We start from the raw sequence: 15,218 nt of genomic DNA, 5'->3' as shown, positions 1-15,218 counted from the left end.
GCGGCCAATTGCCATTGCCGGAGCGCGACGTCCAAGCGGACGCGCGGATCTCCGGATCGGAGACCATCATGACACCGCAAAGCGCCCGCCCCTTCATCGACCTCCACGCGCCCGTGGCCGAGGCGCTCGCCGCTGGCCGCCCCGTCGTGGCGCTGGAAAGCACCATCATCACCCATGGCATGCCTTACCCCGACAATGGCGCCATGGCCGCCAATGTCGAAAAGATCATCCTGGACAATGGCGCGGTGCCGGCGACGATCGCCGTGGTCGCCGGCCGCATCAAGATCGGACTGTCCGACGGCGAGCGCGAGTCGCTGGCCATGACCGCCGATGCCATGAAGCTGTCGCGCGCCGACCTCGGCTTTGCGGTGGCGCAAGGCCGCACCGGCGGCACCACGGTCGCCGCCACCATGATCGCCGCCGACATGGTCGGGATGAAGGTGTTCGCCACCGGCGGCATTGGCGGCGTCCACAAGGGCGCGGAAAAGAGCTTCGACATCTCGGCCGATCTCGACGAGTTGGCGCGCACGCCGGTCATCGTCGTCTCGGCCGGCGCCAAGGCGATCCTCGACATCGAAAAGACGCTGGAAGTGCTGGAGACGCGCGGCGTGCCGGTGATTGGCCATGGCTGCGAGACGATGCCGGCCTTCTGGTCGCGGCATTCGCCGTTCCGCGCGCCGCTGACCCTGCACAGACCGGAAGAGATCGCGCATTTCTACAAGACCAGGGCGGCACTTGGCCTGGTCGGCGGCATGCTGATCGCCAACCCGGTGCCGCAGGACGATGAAATCCCGGCCGACGAGATGGCCGGCTATATCGAGGCCGCGCAGAAGGCGGCGGAAGTGCAGAATGTGACCGGAAAGGCGGTGACGCCGTTCCTGTTGGGCAAAATCCTCGAACTGACCGGCGGCCGGAGCTTGAAGACCAACATCGCGCTGGTCGAGAACAATGCGCGGTTGGCGGCGAGGATTGCGAAGGCGCTGTAGGATCGCCTACGTCGGCGGGACAGCACCCCCCTGGCCTGCCGGCCATCTCCCCCGCAAGGAGGGAGATTAACAGCTTAGCCGCAGGCTCCCATTTTCAACGTTGGTGATTGGCGAAGGCCAATGTGACAACTGATCTCCCCCCTTGCGGGGGAGATGTCCGGCAGGACAGAGGGGGGTGGGAAGAAACGCGGCGGTCCCGGTTCACTTCCCCGCCCTTCGTCCCGCCTCATAAGCCCGACGCGCCCACACCCTCATCTCGTCAGGATCATCAAACGCGTCGTCGGGAATGCTCCAGTACGGCATCGCGACCAGCTTGCCGTGGCGGGTGCCGGTATAGGTCCATTGCTTGCAGCCGGCGGCTTCGAAGTCGGGCGCGCTTTGCTCGTCAGCCTTGAGCAGCAATTCGCCGCGCAGCACGATAGCGACGATGACGCCGTCGAAATAGATACCCTTGCCGCCGAACAGTTTTCGGATACTGACCGGGCCGAGGCCTTCGAACAGTTCTTCGATGCGTTCATTGTCCATGCCGCAATCATGTCACCGGGCTTGCCACGGCTGCAACCAAAAACCATGCTGGCAAGTTGAGAGCCATCCGTCGGAGTTCTGTCATGCCGCTGCTGCTCAAGGGATCCTGCCGCTGCGATGCCGTCCATTTCGAGGTGGAGAGCAACACGCCGGTGCCGTTCATGCTGTGCTACTGCTCGATCTGCCGCAAGCAGCAGGGCGGCGGCGGCTTCGCCATCAATCTCGGCGCCGATTACAAGACGCTGAAAATCAAGGGCAAGCGCAATCTCGGCGTCTACCAGGCCGAGATCGCGGACGACGAGCATCCAAACTGCGAGATTTCGACCGGCGAGCGCAATTTCTGCAAGAAGTGCGGTTCGGCGCTCTGGCTCTACGATCCGACCTGGCCGGAACTGGTGCACCCGTTCGCCTCGGCAATCGACAGCGAGTTGCCGAAGCCGCCGGAGAAGGTGCATCTGATGTTGAAATACAAGGCGAGTTGGGTCGAGCCGGTGATCGGCAAAAAGGACAAGGTCTTCGACGTCTATCCCGAGGAATCGATCGCCGACTGGCACAAGCGGACGAAGATGTGGGTGAAGTGAGGGCTCGGAGCGCGACTTGCGATGGTTAGCACTGCCCCTCACCCGGCCCTTCGGGCCGTTCGTCATTCGAAAAGCCAAGCAATTGGCTTTTCGCCCGCTGCGCGGACCATTCCTCACCTCCCCGTGAACGGGGATAAGGAAGATCAGGCCGAAGCGCGCGCCTCAGCCAGCGCCTTCAGGTCGGCGGGCTTCAGTTCGACGGATTCGCCGCAGCCGCAGGCCGAACTCTGGTTCGGGTTGTGGAAGGTGAAGCCGGTGCGCAGCGTGGTCTGCTCGAAATCCATCTCGGTGCCGAACAGGAAAAGGGCAGCCTCGGGCGCGACATAGACATGCGCGCCGTCGCGTTCGATATGGTCGTCCTTGGTGTTGGGCTCGGTCACCAGGTCGACCGTGTATTCCATGCCGGCGCAGCCGCCCTTCTTGATGCCGAGGCGAATGCCATGCGCATTGTCGCGCGTGGCGACGATCTCGCGCACCCGGTCGGCTGCCTTTTCGGTCATCGTGATGACGGCGAAGCGTCCCATTCTTTTTCCTCTTCCATTCCATGCAGGTTCAAGGCCTGCCGAATGATTCCTCACCTAAAATGGTGAAGTTTTACCACTGGTGCAAGTGCACCAACCTCAGTCAACCTAGTACCAGCCCACCGCCACCTGCGCCTCTTCCGACATGCGGTCGGGCGACCAGGGCGGGTCGAAGGTCATGTTGACCTCGACGCCGGAGACGCCTTCGACGGCGCCGACGGCGTTTTCCACCCAGCCGGGCATTTCGCCGGCCACCGGACAGCCGGGCGCGGTCAGCGTCATGTCGATCTTGACCGCGCGGTTGTCCTCGATGTCGATCTTGTAGATGAGGCCGAGCTCATAGATGTCGGCCGGGATTTCCGGGTCATAGACGGTCTTCAGCGCCGAGACGATGTCGTCGGTCAGCCGCGCCAGCTCGTCGGCGGGAATGGCCGAGGCGGAAACCAGCGGATTGATGGCTGCTTCCGGCGCGGTGGTGTGGCTCGCATCATCCATGGTCGTCATCCAAAGAACCTGTCACCCGAAGAACTTGCGCGCTTTTTCCAGCGCATCGGCCAAAGCGTCGACTTCGGCCCTGGTATTATACATGCCGAACGATGCCCTGCATGTGGAGGTTACGCCAAAGCGTTTCAACAGCGGCTGGGCGCAATGGGTGCCCGCGCGGACGGCAACACCCTGCCTGTCTATCACCATCGACACGTCATGGGCATGAATGCCCTGCAATTCGAAAGAAATGATGGCGCCCTTGTCCGGCGCGTCGCCGAAGATGCGCAGCGAGTTGATGGCGCGCAGCCGTTCATGCGCATAGGTCTTGAGATCGGCCTCATGGGCGGCAATGCGCTCGCGGCCAACCTTTTCCATGTATTCCAATGCTGCACCCAGGCCAATCGCCTGCACGATCGGCGGCGTGCCGGCCTCGAAGCGGTGCGGCGGCTCGTTGTAGGTGACGATGTCTTCAGTCACCTCCTCGATCATTTCGCCGCCGCCCATGAAGGGGCGCATGCCCTGCAGAATGTCCTTCTTGCCGTAGAGCACGCCGATGCCGGAGGGCCCGTAGACCTTGTGGCCGGTGAAGACGAAGAAATCGCAATCGAGGTCCTGGACGTCGATCGGCATGTGCACGGCGCTCTGGCTGCCGTCGACAAGTACGGGAATTCCACGCGAATGCGCGATGCGCACGATCTCCTTGATCGGGGTTACCGTGCCCAGCGCGTTCGACATATGCGTAATGGCGACGAGCTTGGTCTTGTCGGTCAGGCGCTTTTCGAATTCCTCGATGTGGAAGATGCCGAGATCGTCGACCGGCACCCAGACCAGCTTGGCGCCCTGCCGTTCCCGGATGAAATGCCACGGCACGATGTTGGAGTGGTGCTCCATGATCGACAGCACGATCTCGTCGCCCGCGCCGATATTGGGCATGCCATAGCCGTAAGCCACGGTGTTGATCGCCGCGGTCGTGTTCGAGGTGAAGACGATGTTGTCGGTGCTTGGCGCATTGAGGAAACGGCGCACCGTCTCGCGTGCCTTCTCATAAGCGTCGGTTGCGGCATTCGACAGGAAATGCAGGCCGCGATGCACGTTGGCGTATTCCTGGGAATAGGCGTGCTGGATCGTATCCAGCACCACCTGCGGCTTCTGCGCCGAGGCGCCATTGTCGAGATAGACCAGCGGTTTGCCGTAGACTTCGCGCGACAGGATCGGGAAGTCGCGGCGGATCGCCTCGACGTCGTATGGGGTTGTTTCGATCTTCTGGTCCATTACAAGCTCTCTTCAGGCACCGCCTCACTTCGTCACCCCTCACCCGACCGAGCTTCGCTCGGCCACCGCCCGGGGCGAGTCACTTGCCTCGCCCGTCCTTCGGACCCACAAGGGGAGAAGGGGAGGCGCTACCCATGCGCCACGAACCAGTCGTCCAGCCTTGTTTCCAGGGCCTCGACGATGGTTTCGTCGTCCAGTTCCTCGATCACTTCGGCGACGAACGCCTTGACCAGCAGGCCACGGGCGCTCTTCTCGTCGATGCCGCGCGCCATCAGGTAGAACAGATGGTTGTGGTCGATCTCGGTAACGGTCGCGCCGTGGCCGCAGATGACGTCGTCGGCGAAGATTTCCAGCTCCGGCTTGGTCGAGAACTCGCCATCATCCGACAAAAGCAGCGTGTTGCAGGCCATCTTGGCGTTGGTCTTCTGCGCGTATTGGTGGACGTTGATGCGGCCCTGGAAGACGCCGCGCGCCTTGCCGGTCACGACATTGCGGATCACTTCCGTCGATGTCGTGTGCGGCACGGCATGGTCGAGCACCATTGTCACGTCGGTGTGGGTGTCGCCGGCCAGAAGGTTGATGCCGCGCAATTTGAAGTCGGCGCCTTCGCCCGTGGTCTTCACCACGATCTCCTGGCGCACAAGCTTGCCGCCGGCATTCATGAAGAACAGCGTCAGCTTCGAATTCTTGCCGAGATGCGCCTTGAACTGCGCCAGATGGGTGGCCGTTTCCGGCTGTTCCTGGATGATCAGCCAGGTCACCTCGGCGCCCTCGCCCAACACCAGCTGGCTGACGGAGCTGGCCAGAGCCGCGCCCTCGCCCGCCTGACGCTCGACGATCGCAGCCTTGGCGCCGGCGCCGACACGCACGGGAAAGCGCACATGGGTCTGTCCGCCGGCTTGCAGGTTCTGCAATTCGATCGGCTTCTCCAGTGCTGCGCCATCGGCGACGTCGACCAAATAGCCGTCGGCGACGAAAGCAGTGTTCAGCGCGCCGATGGCGTCATCGCTGCCATAGGGGTCGAGGCCGGGCGCAATCGAGCCGTCGGTCAGCTTTTCCGACAGGCGCTGGATCGTCACGCCCTCGATCGCGGGGAATTTCGCACTCGAGACGCCGTTCAGAACCGCCAGCACGGCGGAACCTTCGACGATGGGCGTTAGCGTTTTGGCGGCGGCCGTCGGATCGAATGCCGGCACCGCGGTCAACAGCCGGCGCAGGTCAGTGTAATGCCAGGATTCGATGCGCCGCGTCGGCAGCCCGTGCTTGATCGCCTCGATGGCGTCGTCGCGCTTCAGCATCACCGCACCGTCGCCCGGCAGCAGCGACAGCCGCTCGCCGAAAGCGTCGATCAACGCCGTTTCAGCCTGGGTGCGCTGGGGTGTCGAATGCATGTTCATAAGCTTGGCCCTGTCTTTTGGTACAAAATGACCTGGCATCTCACGCGGCTTCGCCGATCACGCCGGCATAGCCATTGGCTTCGAGATCGAGCGCCAGCGACTTGTCGCCGGACTTGATCACCTGGCCCTTGTATAGGACGTGCACGCTATCGGGCACGATGTGCTCGAGCAGGCGCTGGTAGTGAGTGATGACGATGATGGCGCGGTCGGGCGAGCGCAGCGCGTTGACGCCGTCCGAGACGATCTTCAGCGCATCGATATCGAGGCCGGAATCGGTCTCGTCGAGCACGCAAAGTTTCGGCTCCAGCAGCTTCATCTGCAGGATCTCGGCCCGCTTCTTCTCGCCGCCGGAGAAGCCGACATTGAGCGGCCGCTTCAGCATCGCCATGTCCATCGAGAGCGAGGCTGCCGCCTCCTTCACCCGCTTCAGGAATTCCGGAATTTTCAGCGGTTCCTCGCCGCGCGCCTTGCGCTGCTCGTTCATCGCCACTTTCAGGAATTCCATGGTCGCGACCCCAGGTATCTCCATCGGATACTGGAAGGCGAGAAAAATGCCCGCGGTGGCGCGCTCGGCCGGATCCATTTCGAGGATCGACTGGCCGTTATAGAGGATGTCGCCTTCGGTGACCTCATAATCCTCGCGGCCGGCGAGGATGTAGGACAGCGTCGATTTGCCCGAGCCGTTCGGCCCCATGATGGCGGCGACCTCGCCGGCTTTCACCGTCAGGTTCAGGCCGCGGATGATCTCGGTACCGTCATCGACGATGCGGGCATGCAGATTCTTGATCTCAAGCATTTTTTCTTTCCTGGATATATATTGTCCGGTCAGCCGACCGAGCCCTCGAGGCTGATGCCGATAAGCTTCTGCGCTTCGACCGCGAACTCCATCGGCAGCTGCTGGATAACATCCTTGACGAAGCCGTTGACGATCAGCGCGATCGCCTCTTCCTCGGGAATGCCGCGCTGCATGACGTAGAATTTCTGGTCCTCGGAAATCTTCGACGTCGTCGCTTCGTGCTCGAACTGCGCCGTCGAATTCTTGGCTTCCATGTAGGGCACGGTGTGGGCGCCGCACTGGTCGCCGATCAGGAGACTATCGCAATTGGTGAAGTTGCGGGCGTTGGTCGCCTTGCGATGCGCCGAGACCTGGCCGCGATAGGTGTTCTGCGAGAAGCCGGCGGCAATGCCCTTGGAGATGATGCGGCTCGACGTGTTCTTGCCGAGATGGATCATCTTGGTGCCGCTATCGACCTGCTGGTAGCCGTTCGACACAGCGATCGAATAGAACTCGCCGGAGGAATCGTCGCCGCGCAGGATGCAGCTCGGATATTTCCAGGTGATCGCCGAACCGGTCTCGACCTGTGTCCACGAGATCTTCGAACGGTGGCCGCGGCAGTCGCCGCGCTTGGTGACGAAATTGTAGATGCCGCCCTTGCCCTCGGCATCGCCGGGGTACCAGTTCTGCACCGTCGAATATTTGATCTCGGCATCGTCGAGCGCCACCAGTTCGACGACGGCGGCATGCAGCTGGTTCTCGTCGCGCTGCGGCGCCGTGCAGCCTTCGAGATAGGAGACGTAAGCCCCCTCCTCGGCGATGATCAGCGTGCGCTCGAACTGGCCGGTGTTCTTCTCGTTCATGCGGAAATAGGTCGACAGCTCCATCGGGCAGCGCACGCCCTTGGGCACGAAGACGAACGAGCCATCGGTGAAGACAGCCGAATTCAGCGTGGCGTAGAAATTGTCGGAGGTCGGCACGACCGAGCCGAGATATTTCTGGACCAGCTCCGGATGCTCGCGGATGGCCTCCGAGATCGAGCAGAAGATGACGCCGGCCTGCGCCAGCTCCTTCTTGAACGTGGTGACGACGGAAACGGAATCGAACACCGCGTCGACCGCGACACGGCCCGATTTGTAGACGTTGTCGCTGGGCTCCTCGAGATCGGAGACGTCGGTCTTCTGCACGCCGGCGAGGATTTCTTGTTCCCGCAGCGGAATGCCGAGCTTCTCGTAGACCTTCAACAGCTCGGGATCGACGTCGCTCAGCGAGGTCGGGCCGGGCGTGCTCTTGGGCGCCGCGTAGTAATAGAGGTCCTGAAAGTCGATCTTCGGATAATGGACGCGCGCCCAGGTCGGCTCTTCCAGCGTCAGCCAGCGCCGATAGGCTTCCAGACGCCATTCCAGCATCCAGGACGGTTCATCCTTCTTGGCAGAGATGAAGCGAATAATGTCTTCGCTCAGGCCCTTGGGGGCCTTGTCCATCGCGATCTCTGTCTGGAATCCGTATTTGTACTGGTCGACGTCGATCTTTCGGACCCGATCGATCGTGTCCTGCACAGCAGGCATAAGCGTTCTCCATCCACGCCGGGGTCAAGGCCCGACAGTTTTCAAACTATGGCATCGCCGAGGGCTGCCCATGAGGCGCCGAGGGCGGCGTAAGTTTCATATAGTGCGTCTCGGCCGGGAATTCACCCGGCCACTTGCAAACGCACGGCTCTACCAGGCCGCGAGGCCTGAATTCTTTGTCGCCGCCTCAGGCGGCTTGTTCCCTGCCCGCCCGGCGCTGGGCAATACCGGCCAGCGCAGCACGGAACAGTTCGATATCCCCGGCACTCGTTGCGTGGCCGATGGACACGCGCAAAGCGCCCAGGCTGTCGCCATAACCCATGGCTTTCAGCACATGGCTCGGCCCGACCTTGCCCGACGAACAGGCCGATCCCGCCGACAGCGCAACGCCAGCCAGATCGAACGCGATCTGCGCCGTTTCGGCCTTGACGCCGGGAATAGCGAAGAATGTCGTGTTGGCAAGCCTTGGCGCGCCGGATCCGAAGATTTCTGCGTCCGGCACCAGTGTTTTGATGATGGTTTCGACCTCGTCGCGCCGGTGCGCGAGCGCATCGACATGGTTCAGTCCAGCCAAAGCCAGCCGGGCGGCAGCGCCAAAGCCGGCGATGGCCGCCAGGTTTTCGGTGCCGCCGCGATGGCCCTTTTCCTGGCCGCCGCCATTGATCAGCGGCTTCGGCATCATCAGATCGGCTGCCGCAACGATGGCGCCGACGCCCTTGGGGCCGCCGATCTTGTGCGAAGACAGAATCAGATAGTCGGCGTAAGGCTCTGACATATCGATGGAAAAGCGGCCCGCAGCCTGCACGGCATCGACCACCAGAATGCCGCCCGCCGCCTTGACGATTGCAGCGATTGCCTCGATCGGCTGGATAACGCCGGTCTCGTTGTTGGCGGCATGGATCGCGACCAACGGCAGGCCTTCGGCCTTGTCATGCGCGGCCAGAGCGGCTGTCAGCTGAGCGAGGTCGGCAATGCCATCGGCGTCGACGCCGATCCGCGAAACCTGTGTTGCCGGGAAGCGGCCGCCGTTCAACAGGCAAGGGTGGTCGGCCTCGCACACATGGAGCCGGCTCATCCGCACCGTGCCACGGCCCATCCGCCAATCCGGCGTCAGCAGCGTCGATGCGGCTTCCGTCGCGCCCGAGGTGAAGACGACATGCTCGGCCTTGGCGCCGACAAGTGCTGCCACATCGCGCCGGGCAGTGTCGATCAGGCGCCGCGCCGCGCGCCCCTCGGCATGCACCGACGACGGATTGGCGACGAGATCGAGCGCGGCAATCATCGCCTCGCGCGCCTCGGCAATGAGCGGCGCGCTGGCATTGTAGTCGAGATAGGCGCGTGCTGCGGCCATTTTCACCCAATCGATCCCGTCAAGACCCTTTCCGCAAGGATAGCGCGTTATTTCCTTGAAATTGCAAGGCAAGACGTCCTATTTACGCGGCTTGCGGCGAGGATGGCCGGGCCGTCACGGCTGGCTATCCAGTTTTGAACAATTCTAAACTAGCTTCTAAGAAGACGCTTGCCCTGCGTCAAGGCCCGGAAGGGCTGGGGCTGGAGTAAGAATTGTTCCGGGCGCCGCGCATTCGTATGCCATTTGGAGTATTTCATGCCTGAGGTCATTTTCACCGGTCCGGCCGGCCGCCTGGAGGGCCGCTACCAGCCTTCCAAGGAGAAGAGCGCGCCGATTGCCATCGTGTTGCATCCGCATCCGCAATTCGGCGGCACGATGAACAACAAGATCGTCTATGACCTCTTCTACATGTTCCAGAAGCGCGATTTCACCACGCTTCGCTTCAACTTCCGCGGCATCGGCCGCAGCCAGGGCGAATTCGACCACGGCACCGGCGAATTGTCGGATGCCGCCGCAGCGCTCGACTGGGTGCAGTCGCTGCATCCGGATTCCAAGAGCTGCTGGGTGGCCGGTTATTCCTTCGGCTCCTGGATCGGCATGCAGCTTCTGATGCGCCGGCCCGAGATCGAGGGCTTCATCTCGATCGCGCCGCAGCCCAACACCTATGATTTCTCGTTCCTGGCGCCCTGCCCGTCATCGGGTCTGATCATCCATGGCGATGCCGACAAGGTGGCGCCGCCCAAGGATGTGCAGGGCTTGGTCGACAAGCTGCACACGCAAAAGGGCATCACCATCACGCAGAAGACCTTGCCAGGCGCCAACCACTTCTTCGCCAACGACGCCGATCTGCTGCTCGAGGAATGCGCCGACTATCTCGACCGACGGCTGGCCGGCGAATTGTCCGATCCGCGGCCGAAGCGGCTGCGCTAAGAGCAATTCCAGGAAAAGTGTAAACGGGTTTTCCGTCCGGAATTGCGTCAAAACAAAAACTCCCGGTCCGATGCCGTCACAGTCGTGCCCATCATGGGCGCGAAAATGCCATTTCGGCTGATCCAAACGGTGAAGCCAGCCTGACATGTGGCGCGGCTCGGCTGAACGGTGCACAATGCCGGTTCAGCCAGCGCAAGAAGGCATGACCGATCATGTACCAGCCTCCCCATTTCCAGGAAACGCGGCCGGACGTCCTGCACGGGCTGATCCGGACGCATCCGCTGGGGTTGCTGATCTCCAACGGCACCGATGGCCCGGTCGCCAATGCCATTCCCTTCCTGCTTGATGCAGAGGTTGGGCCGAATGGCCGGCTGCGCGCCCATCTGGCCAGGGCCAACCCGCAATGGCGTCAGCTGGCCGACAATCCGACATCGCCGGTGCTGGTCGTCTTCCAGGGCGCCGACGCCTACGTGACGCCGTCCTGGTACGAGACCAAGCGCGAGACCGGCAAGGTCGTGCCGACCTGGAACTACGCCATTGTCCAGGTGCGAGGAACCGTCAGAGTGATCGAGGATTCCGCCTGGATCGCACAGCAGATCACCGAGCTGACGCTGTCGCAGGAAGGCGCCCGCGAGGCACCCTGGGCGGTGACCGATGCGCCGCCGACCTTCATCCAGTCGCAAATCAAGGGCATTGTCGGGCTTGAGATCGAGATCGCCGAAATCAGCGGCAAGTGGAAAGTCAGCCAGAACCGGCCTGTCGCCGACCGCGTCGGTGTCGCCGAAGGGCTGGAGAAGGAAGCCGCCAGCGCGCCTGACATGGCTCGGCTGGTGCGGAGTTGGGGTGGCATCGACAGCTAGCTGGGGTGGTCTTAGATGGTTCCAAAGGCGTCAGCAATTCAGTTGCTTGCCGGCGCTGCTCCAATGCCGAAATTCGTCTGTCTCGGCGCATCGTTTTGGTTTGGTTTGCGAGCCCGACGGAATAGGCGGAACGTAGTTTTTGCCACCGGCAACCCCGACGCCGTGTAGCGGAAGATACATCCCAGCCGGCCAAGCACCATCGCACAGACGATGGCAACAGCACAGCCAAGGCCGAAGCCGGCGACAGTGTCGCTCGGATAGTGCGCGCCGATAAAGATCCGGGTCGATGCGACCGACAAGGTTGCAGCCAGCAGCACCCATCTGCGCCGGGGCAACAACAGCAGTGCAATGCCGAAAATGACGCCCATGGTCGTGGCATGGCCGGACGGGAAGCTGGCAAAGCGCGCCTCCAAGGAAAAAGGATGCAGCGACAGATCGCCGAGCTTGTCGAAATTCATCGGCCTGGCTCTGCCCACGCCATATTTCAGCACGTTGACGACCATGGCCGAGAGTGCGATCGAACCCAGCACCATGAAGGCAAAGCAGGTCCAGTTGTAGAAGGTCATCCGCGCGCGCCGGGAAAGGCTGCGCCAATCCGTCAGATTCGCGGCAATCAGCACCAGTACCGACGGGACAAGATACCAGCCGCCTAGGCCGAAGAAGGTAAAAAACTCGGCGATGCGGAAGATATTGGTCGAGCCTGAAGCCCACTCCCTCGCCATGGTCCCTGCAAGATGGTCGAAACGGAGCGACACCGCGATCGTCAGCAAAAGCCAGGCCACAACCCAGACCGACCACAGGATTTTCGGGTGGCGCGCCGGGCGCGTCGCCAGGCGATGCCGTACAATCCCGAAAGTATCGCGGAAATTATCGACAGACTGCCGGAGCATGGCAGGCATAGCGGCACGCGCCGGTGATGGCGACTTCGTCAACATGCGGAGCTCGAAGCGATCATCGAAGAGGTATCAGTTCGCCACACGGTACAGGCCGAGCGACAGTTTATCACCTGACGAATAGTTGATGCCGTCGATTTCAGCGACGCGGCTGGCCTTCTTGCCTTGCCCTGCCAGCAGGTCATCCAGCCGTTTTTCATCGCCGACCGGCGCCAGGCCCAGCGCGCAGGCCGGATCGCCAAGCAGATGTTGCGCAACCCCGTCGACATCGGTCAGTACCGTCTTTGTGCCCACCAGAAATACCAGGCTCGGTTCGTGATATTGCGCGGAGGCGAGCACGCTCATCTCACAGGGACGATCGGCGCGAACCGCAGCCTCGATTTCCCGGCTCATCCAAATCGGTTTCAGTGACGGCACGATGACACCGAACAGCAGGGCGTAGGTTATACCGGCGCAAACCGCAGCCCCGCCGATGCGGACCAGCGGCACCAGCGTCTGGCGCGAAACAGCGAGGTAGCCGGCGCCCAATGCTGCCGCGGCGGCCGGAACGCTCCACCATAAAAATGTCTTCATGAGATAGATCGGCGCACCGACGCAAAGCACGGCGAGACCGACTGTCACCAGAACGGTGCCGAATGCGGTCGCCCACCACAGCCATGTCTGCCAGCGCCTGAGCGGCGCATTTGCCTCTTGCGGTGTCAGCGTCAAAAGCCAGCCGATGAGCAGGGCCATGCCGGGATAGGCCGGCAGCACATAATGCGGCAGTTTCGTCGGGATCAATTCGAAGACGAGCCAGAACGGAACGTACCAGGCGAGGCAGAAACGCAGGCGCGGATCGTCGCGCAATCGGTTGAGCGCCTGCAGTCCGGCGCCGAGCGCCACAAGGCCGAACGGCCACATGAACAGGCAATAGGTCAGCACGTAGAAGCCCGGCGGAACGCCGTGCGACTCCTCGCCTTGCGCGACCTTGCCGAGCATATCCTTGCCGACGGCCTGCTGCAGGAAGGCGCCGTTGCTCTTCCAGGTGATGAGGGCGAGCCAAGGCAGCACGATCAACAGCACCAGAATCAGCCCACGCCCGGCTTTCAGCCTCGCCAGCCAGCGCCAGTCGCGCTCGAAGGCAACCAGCGTGAGCACCGTCAGCGCCGACACCAGCGGTGCAATCGGCCCCTTGATGAGGATCGCCGCGCCCTGCGCAGCCCAGAAAATCCACGGCAGATGGCCGGCGACAGGCTCGTTGCGGCGCGATGCCAGATAAATCTGCGCCAGCGCGCCTTGCGCCAGAACGCAGCAGGCAAGAAGCATCGCGTCGGTCTTGGCGTCACGGCCTTCGAAGGCGGTGGCGAAAATCGCCGCCATGACCAGGCCGGCGGCAAGACCGGCATTGGCGCCGAACAGATTGGCCCCGGTCCAGGCGATTGCGACGACGGCGATGGCGATGCCCAGCGCCGAGATCAGCCGGTAAATCCAGATCGGCGCCTGTGCCCCCTCGCCGCTCAGCGTCACCGCCGCCGATTGCAGCCAGTAGATGCCGATCGGCTTTTGGTAGCGCGACGCGTCCTGGAAGCGGATGTCGACATAGTCGCCGGTCTCCGTCATCTGCTTGGTCGCCTGGACGAAGCGCGGCTCGTCGCGGTCGAGCGGCGGCAAAGAGGCCAGTCCCGACGCCGTCATCATCAGGCTGAACAGGAAGAGAAAGATGTAGTTCCTGCTCATTTCGACACCGGACAGACTGGTCAACACCGGACAGACTGGATTTGGCGGGACTGGTGGCTCAGTCGACCTTGGTCATCGCCGCCTTGCGCTCATTGGCGATGAGCCATAAATTTCTGACATAGATCACCATGCCCATGGCCTGGCCGGCGATGAACACCGGATCCTCACGCTGGATGGCGTAGACGAGCAGCAGCCCGCCGCCGAACAGCGAGAAGAACCAGAAAGCGATCGGCACGACGCTGCGCTTGGCCTTTTCCGAAGCGATCCACTGCACCAGGAAGCGCATGGTGAAGAAGAACTGGGCAACGAAGCCGAGCAGAACCCAGGCGTCGAACTGCTTGACGAAAACCTGGTGCAGCCAGGTCGCCAATTCCTGAAACACGTTAGCCATGCGTGATTTCCTCTACCTTTGGCATTCTGCGGCGCCGGCGCCGAAGCCACCAGACGCCGGCGAGATCGAGCGCGCCCTGCAGGCCGCGATCGAAGATGCCGTAATTCGACTTGCCGTGGCGGCGCGAGCGGTCGACGACGTCGCAATGGACGACGCGGTAGCCTTCCTGGATGACCAGGGCCGGAACGAAACGATGCGTGCCGTCGAAGAAGGGCAGTTTGCGTAGGATATCGGTGTGGATCGCCTTCAGGCCGCAGCCGGTGTCGCGGGTGTCGTCATGCAGGATCGCGCCGCGCAGCCAGTTGGCGAAACGCGATGCCAATTGCTTGATCTTGCTGTCGCGGCGCTTCAATCGCTGCCCCTGCGCGGCGCCGAAATCGGGCCCTGCCCGACGCAGCGCATCGACCAGAACGGGGATATATTGCGGGTCGTTCTGGCCGTCGCCGTCGATGGTGGCGACGATCGAGCCGCGCGCCGCCCAAGCGCCCGAGCGCACCGAAAGCGACTGGCCGGCGGATTTTTCGTGCCGCAGCTGCCGAAGCGGAAACGGACGTTTGGCGGCTTCAGCGGCAAGCACCGAAGCGGTGTCGTCAGTCGAACCGTCATTGACGACGATGATTTCGAAATCGCGCCCGGTCATCGCCGCCTCGATCTCGTCGATCAGCAGCGGCAGGTTCGCCGCCTCGTTGCGGCAGGGAATGACGATGGATATCAATGCGTCCGGCATATCGCGTCGGGCTCTGTCACAAGATATGGCATTCGGTGGATGCCGTGCGGTGCCGTTCCAGCGGATCGAACCCGTTGGCGCGGCGCCTCATTACGCCAGCCGACAGGATGAAGCAAGCATGCGCGGCAGTGCAGAATAGGCTGTCCATGCCGGCGCAAAATCGGAAACCACTTTTGCTTGACGCGCTTGGATGCTAAACGCCCGCGTTCAGGCCATGCCGGGCCGTTCGGACCCGGCGC

16 protein-coding genes are annotated in these 15,218 nt (G+C 62.5%); 4 read left to right on the top strand and 12 right to left on the bottom strand.

Features of this window, described 5'->3' with window-relative positions; genetic code table 11:
* Positions 1 to 68: 68 nt before the first annotated feature.
* Entirely contained in the window at positions 69 to 986 is a 918-nt protein-coding gene (locus NKI35_RS20410; RefSeq protein ID WP_352741327.1) for a pseudouridine-5'-phosphate glycosidase, read from the top strand.
* A 201-nt stretch (positions 987 to 1,187) separates the two neighbouring features.
* Here NKI35_RS20410 and NKI35_RS20405 read toward each other — a convergent pair whose 3' ends face one another.
* A complete protein-coding gene (locus NKI35_RS20405) occupies positions 1,188 to 1,511 on the bottom strand; it encodes a TfoX/Sxy family protein (RefSeq protein ID WP_023669120.1) in 324 nt (107 codons plus the stop codon).
* Between the two features lie 83 nt (positions 1,512 to 1,594).
* Between NKI35_RS20405 and NKI35_RS20400 the strand changes: the two genes are divergently transcribed.
* The gene (locus NKI35_RS20400; protein ID WP_023834176.1) at positions 1,595 to 2,092 is read left to right on the top strand and encodes a GFA family protein; all 498 of its coding nucleotides are present in this window, start codon (positions 1,595 to 1,597) and stop codon (positions 2,090 to 2,092) included.
* A gap of 143 nt (positions 2,093 to 2,235) precedes the next feature.
* Here NKI35_RS20400 and sufA read toward each other — a convergent pair whose 3' ends face one another.
* The 7 genes from sufA to NKI35_RS20365 form a co-directional block, all read right to left on the bottom strand.
* Complete coding sequence (gene sufA, locus NKI35_RS20395; RefSeq protein WP_013532156.1) at positions 2,236 to 2,616, bottom strand: Fe-S cluster assembly scaffold SufA; 381 nt, start codon at positions 2,614 to 2,616, stop codon at positions 2,236 to 2,238.
* A 105-nt stretch (positions 2,617 to 2,721) separates the two neighbouring features.
* Positions 2,722 to 3,108 carry an SUF system Fe-S cluster assembly protein gene (locus tag NKI35_RS20390; protein WP_023709315.1) on the bottom strand — a complete coding sequence of 129 codons (387 nt, stop codon included), beginning with the start codon at positions 3,106 to 3,108 and terminating at the stop codon, positions 2,722 to 2,724.
* A 21-nt stretch (positions 3,109 to 3,129) separates the two neighbouring features.
* Complete coding sequence (locus NKI35_RS20385; protein ID WP_023684864.1) at positions 3,130 to 4,371, bottom strand: cysteine desulfurase; 1,242 nt, start codon at positions 4,369 to 4,371, stop codon at positions 3,130 to 3,132.
* A 128-nt stretch (positions 4,372 to 4,499) separates the two neighbouring features.
* On the bottom strand, positions 4,500 to 5,768 hold the full coding sequence (gene sufD / locus NKI35_RS20380; RefSeq protein ID WP_023734520.1) for a Fe-S cluster assembly protein SufD: 1,269 nt from the start codon (positions 5,766 to 5,768) through the stop codon (positions 4,500 to 4,502).
* Between the two features lie 40 nt (positions 5,769 to 5,808).
* The gene (gene sufC, locus NKI35_RS20375; RefSeq protein WP_023734519.1) at positions 5,809 to 6,564 is read right to left on the bottom strand and encodes a Fe-S cluster assembly ATPase SufC; all 756 of its coding nucleotides are present in this window, start codon (positions 6,562 to 6,564) and stop codon (positions 5,809 to 5,811) included.
* 29 nt (positions 6,565 to 6,593) lie between these two features.
* Positions 6,594 to 8,111, bottom strand: coding sequence for a Fe-S cluster assembly protein SufB (sufB, locus tag NKI35_RS20370; RefSeq protein WP_023706434.1), 1,518 nt, complete (start codon positions 8,109 to 8,111; stop codon positions 6,594 to 6,596).
* A gap of 187 nt (positions 8,112 to 8,298) precedes the next feature.
* The gene (locus NKI35_RS20365) at positions 8,299 to 9,462 is read right to left on the bottom strand and encodes a cysteine desulfurase family protein (RefSeq protein ID WP_352741326.1); all 1,164 of its coding nucleotides are present in this window, start codon (positions 9,460 to 9,462) and stop codon (positions 8,299 to 8,301) included.
* A 255-nt stretch (positions 9,463 to 9,717) separates the two neighbouring features.
* On the opposite strand from NKI35_RS20365, the gene NKI35_RS20360 reads away from it, so the two are divergent.
* Together NKI35_RS20360 and NKI35_RS20355 are read left to right on the top strand one after the other, a co-directional pair.
* Entirely contained in the window at positions 9,718 to 10,392 is a 675-nt protein-coding gene (locus NKI35_RS20360; RefSeq protein ID WP_023669128.1) for an alpha/beta hydrolase, read from the top strand.
* A gap of 212 nt (positions 10,393 to 10,604) precedes the next feature.
* On the top strand, positions 10,605 to 11,252 hold the full coding sequence (locus NKI35_RS20355; protein ID WP_023690215.1) for an FMN-binding negative transcriptional regulator: 648 nt from the start codon (positions 10,605 to 10,607) through the stop codon (positions 11,250 to 11,252).
* Between the two features lie 38 nt (positions 11,253 to 11,290).
* Here the strand turns inward: NKI35_RS20355 and NKI35_RS20350 are convergent, their stop codons facing one another.
* The 4 genes from NKI35_RS20350 to NKI35_RS20335 all read right to left on the bottom strand — a co-directional run bounded on the left by NKI35_RS20350 (position 11,291) and on the right by NKI35_RS20335 (position 14,979).
* Positions 11,291 to 12,022, bottom strand: a complete 732-nt coding sequence (locus tag NKI35_RS20350; RefSeq protein WP_352741325.1) for a phosphatase PAP2 family protein — start codon at positions 12,020 to 12,022, stop codon at positions 11,291 to 11,293.
* Between the two features lie 195 nt (positions 12,023 to 12,217).
* Positions 12,218 to 13,861 carry an ArnT family glycosyltransferase gene (locus NKI35_RS20345; protein WP_352741324.1) on the bottom strand — a complete coding sequence of 548 codons (1,644 nt, stop codon included), beginning with the start codon at positions 13,859 to 13,861 and terminating at the stop codon, positions 12,218 to 12,220.
* A 58-nt stretch (positions 13,862 to 13,919) separates the two neighbouring features.
* Positions 13,920 to 14,252, bottom strand: coding sequence for a lipid-A-disaccharide synthase N-terminal domain-containing protein (locus NKI35_RS20340; protein ID WP_023669132.1), 333 nt, complete (start codon positions 14,250 to 14,252; stop codon positions 13,920 to 13,922).
* Positions 14,245 to 14,979, bottom strand: coding sequence for a glycosyltransferase family 2 protein (locus tag NKI35_RS20335; protein ID WP_023739402.1), 735 nt, complete (start codon positions 14,977 to 14,979; stop codon positions 14,245 to 14,247). The genes NKI35_RS20340 and NKI35_RS20335 overlap by 8 nt, the downstream gene beginning before the upstream one ends.
* Positions 14,980 to 15,218: the final 239 nt, after the last annotated feature.

This window comes from Mesorhizobium sp. M0676 (assembly GCF_040320535.1).
GTDB lineage: Bacteria > Pseudomonadota > Alphaproteobacteria > Rhizobiales > Rhizobiaceae > Mesorhizobium.
This window is presented reverse-complemented; position numbering and strand designations above follow the sequence as displayed.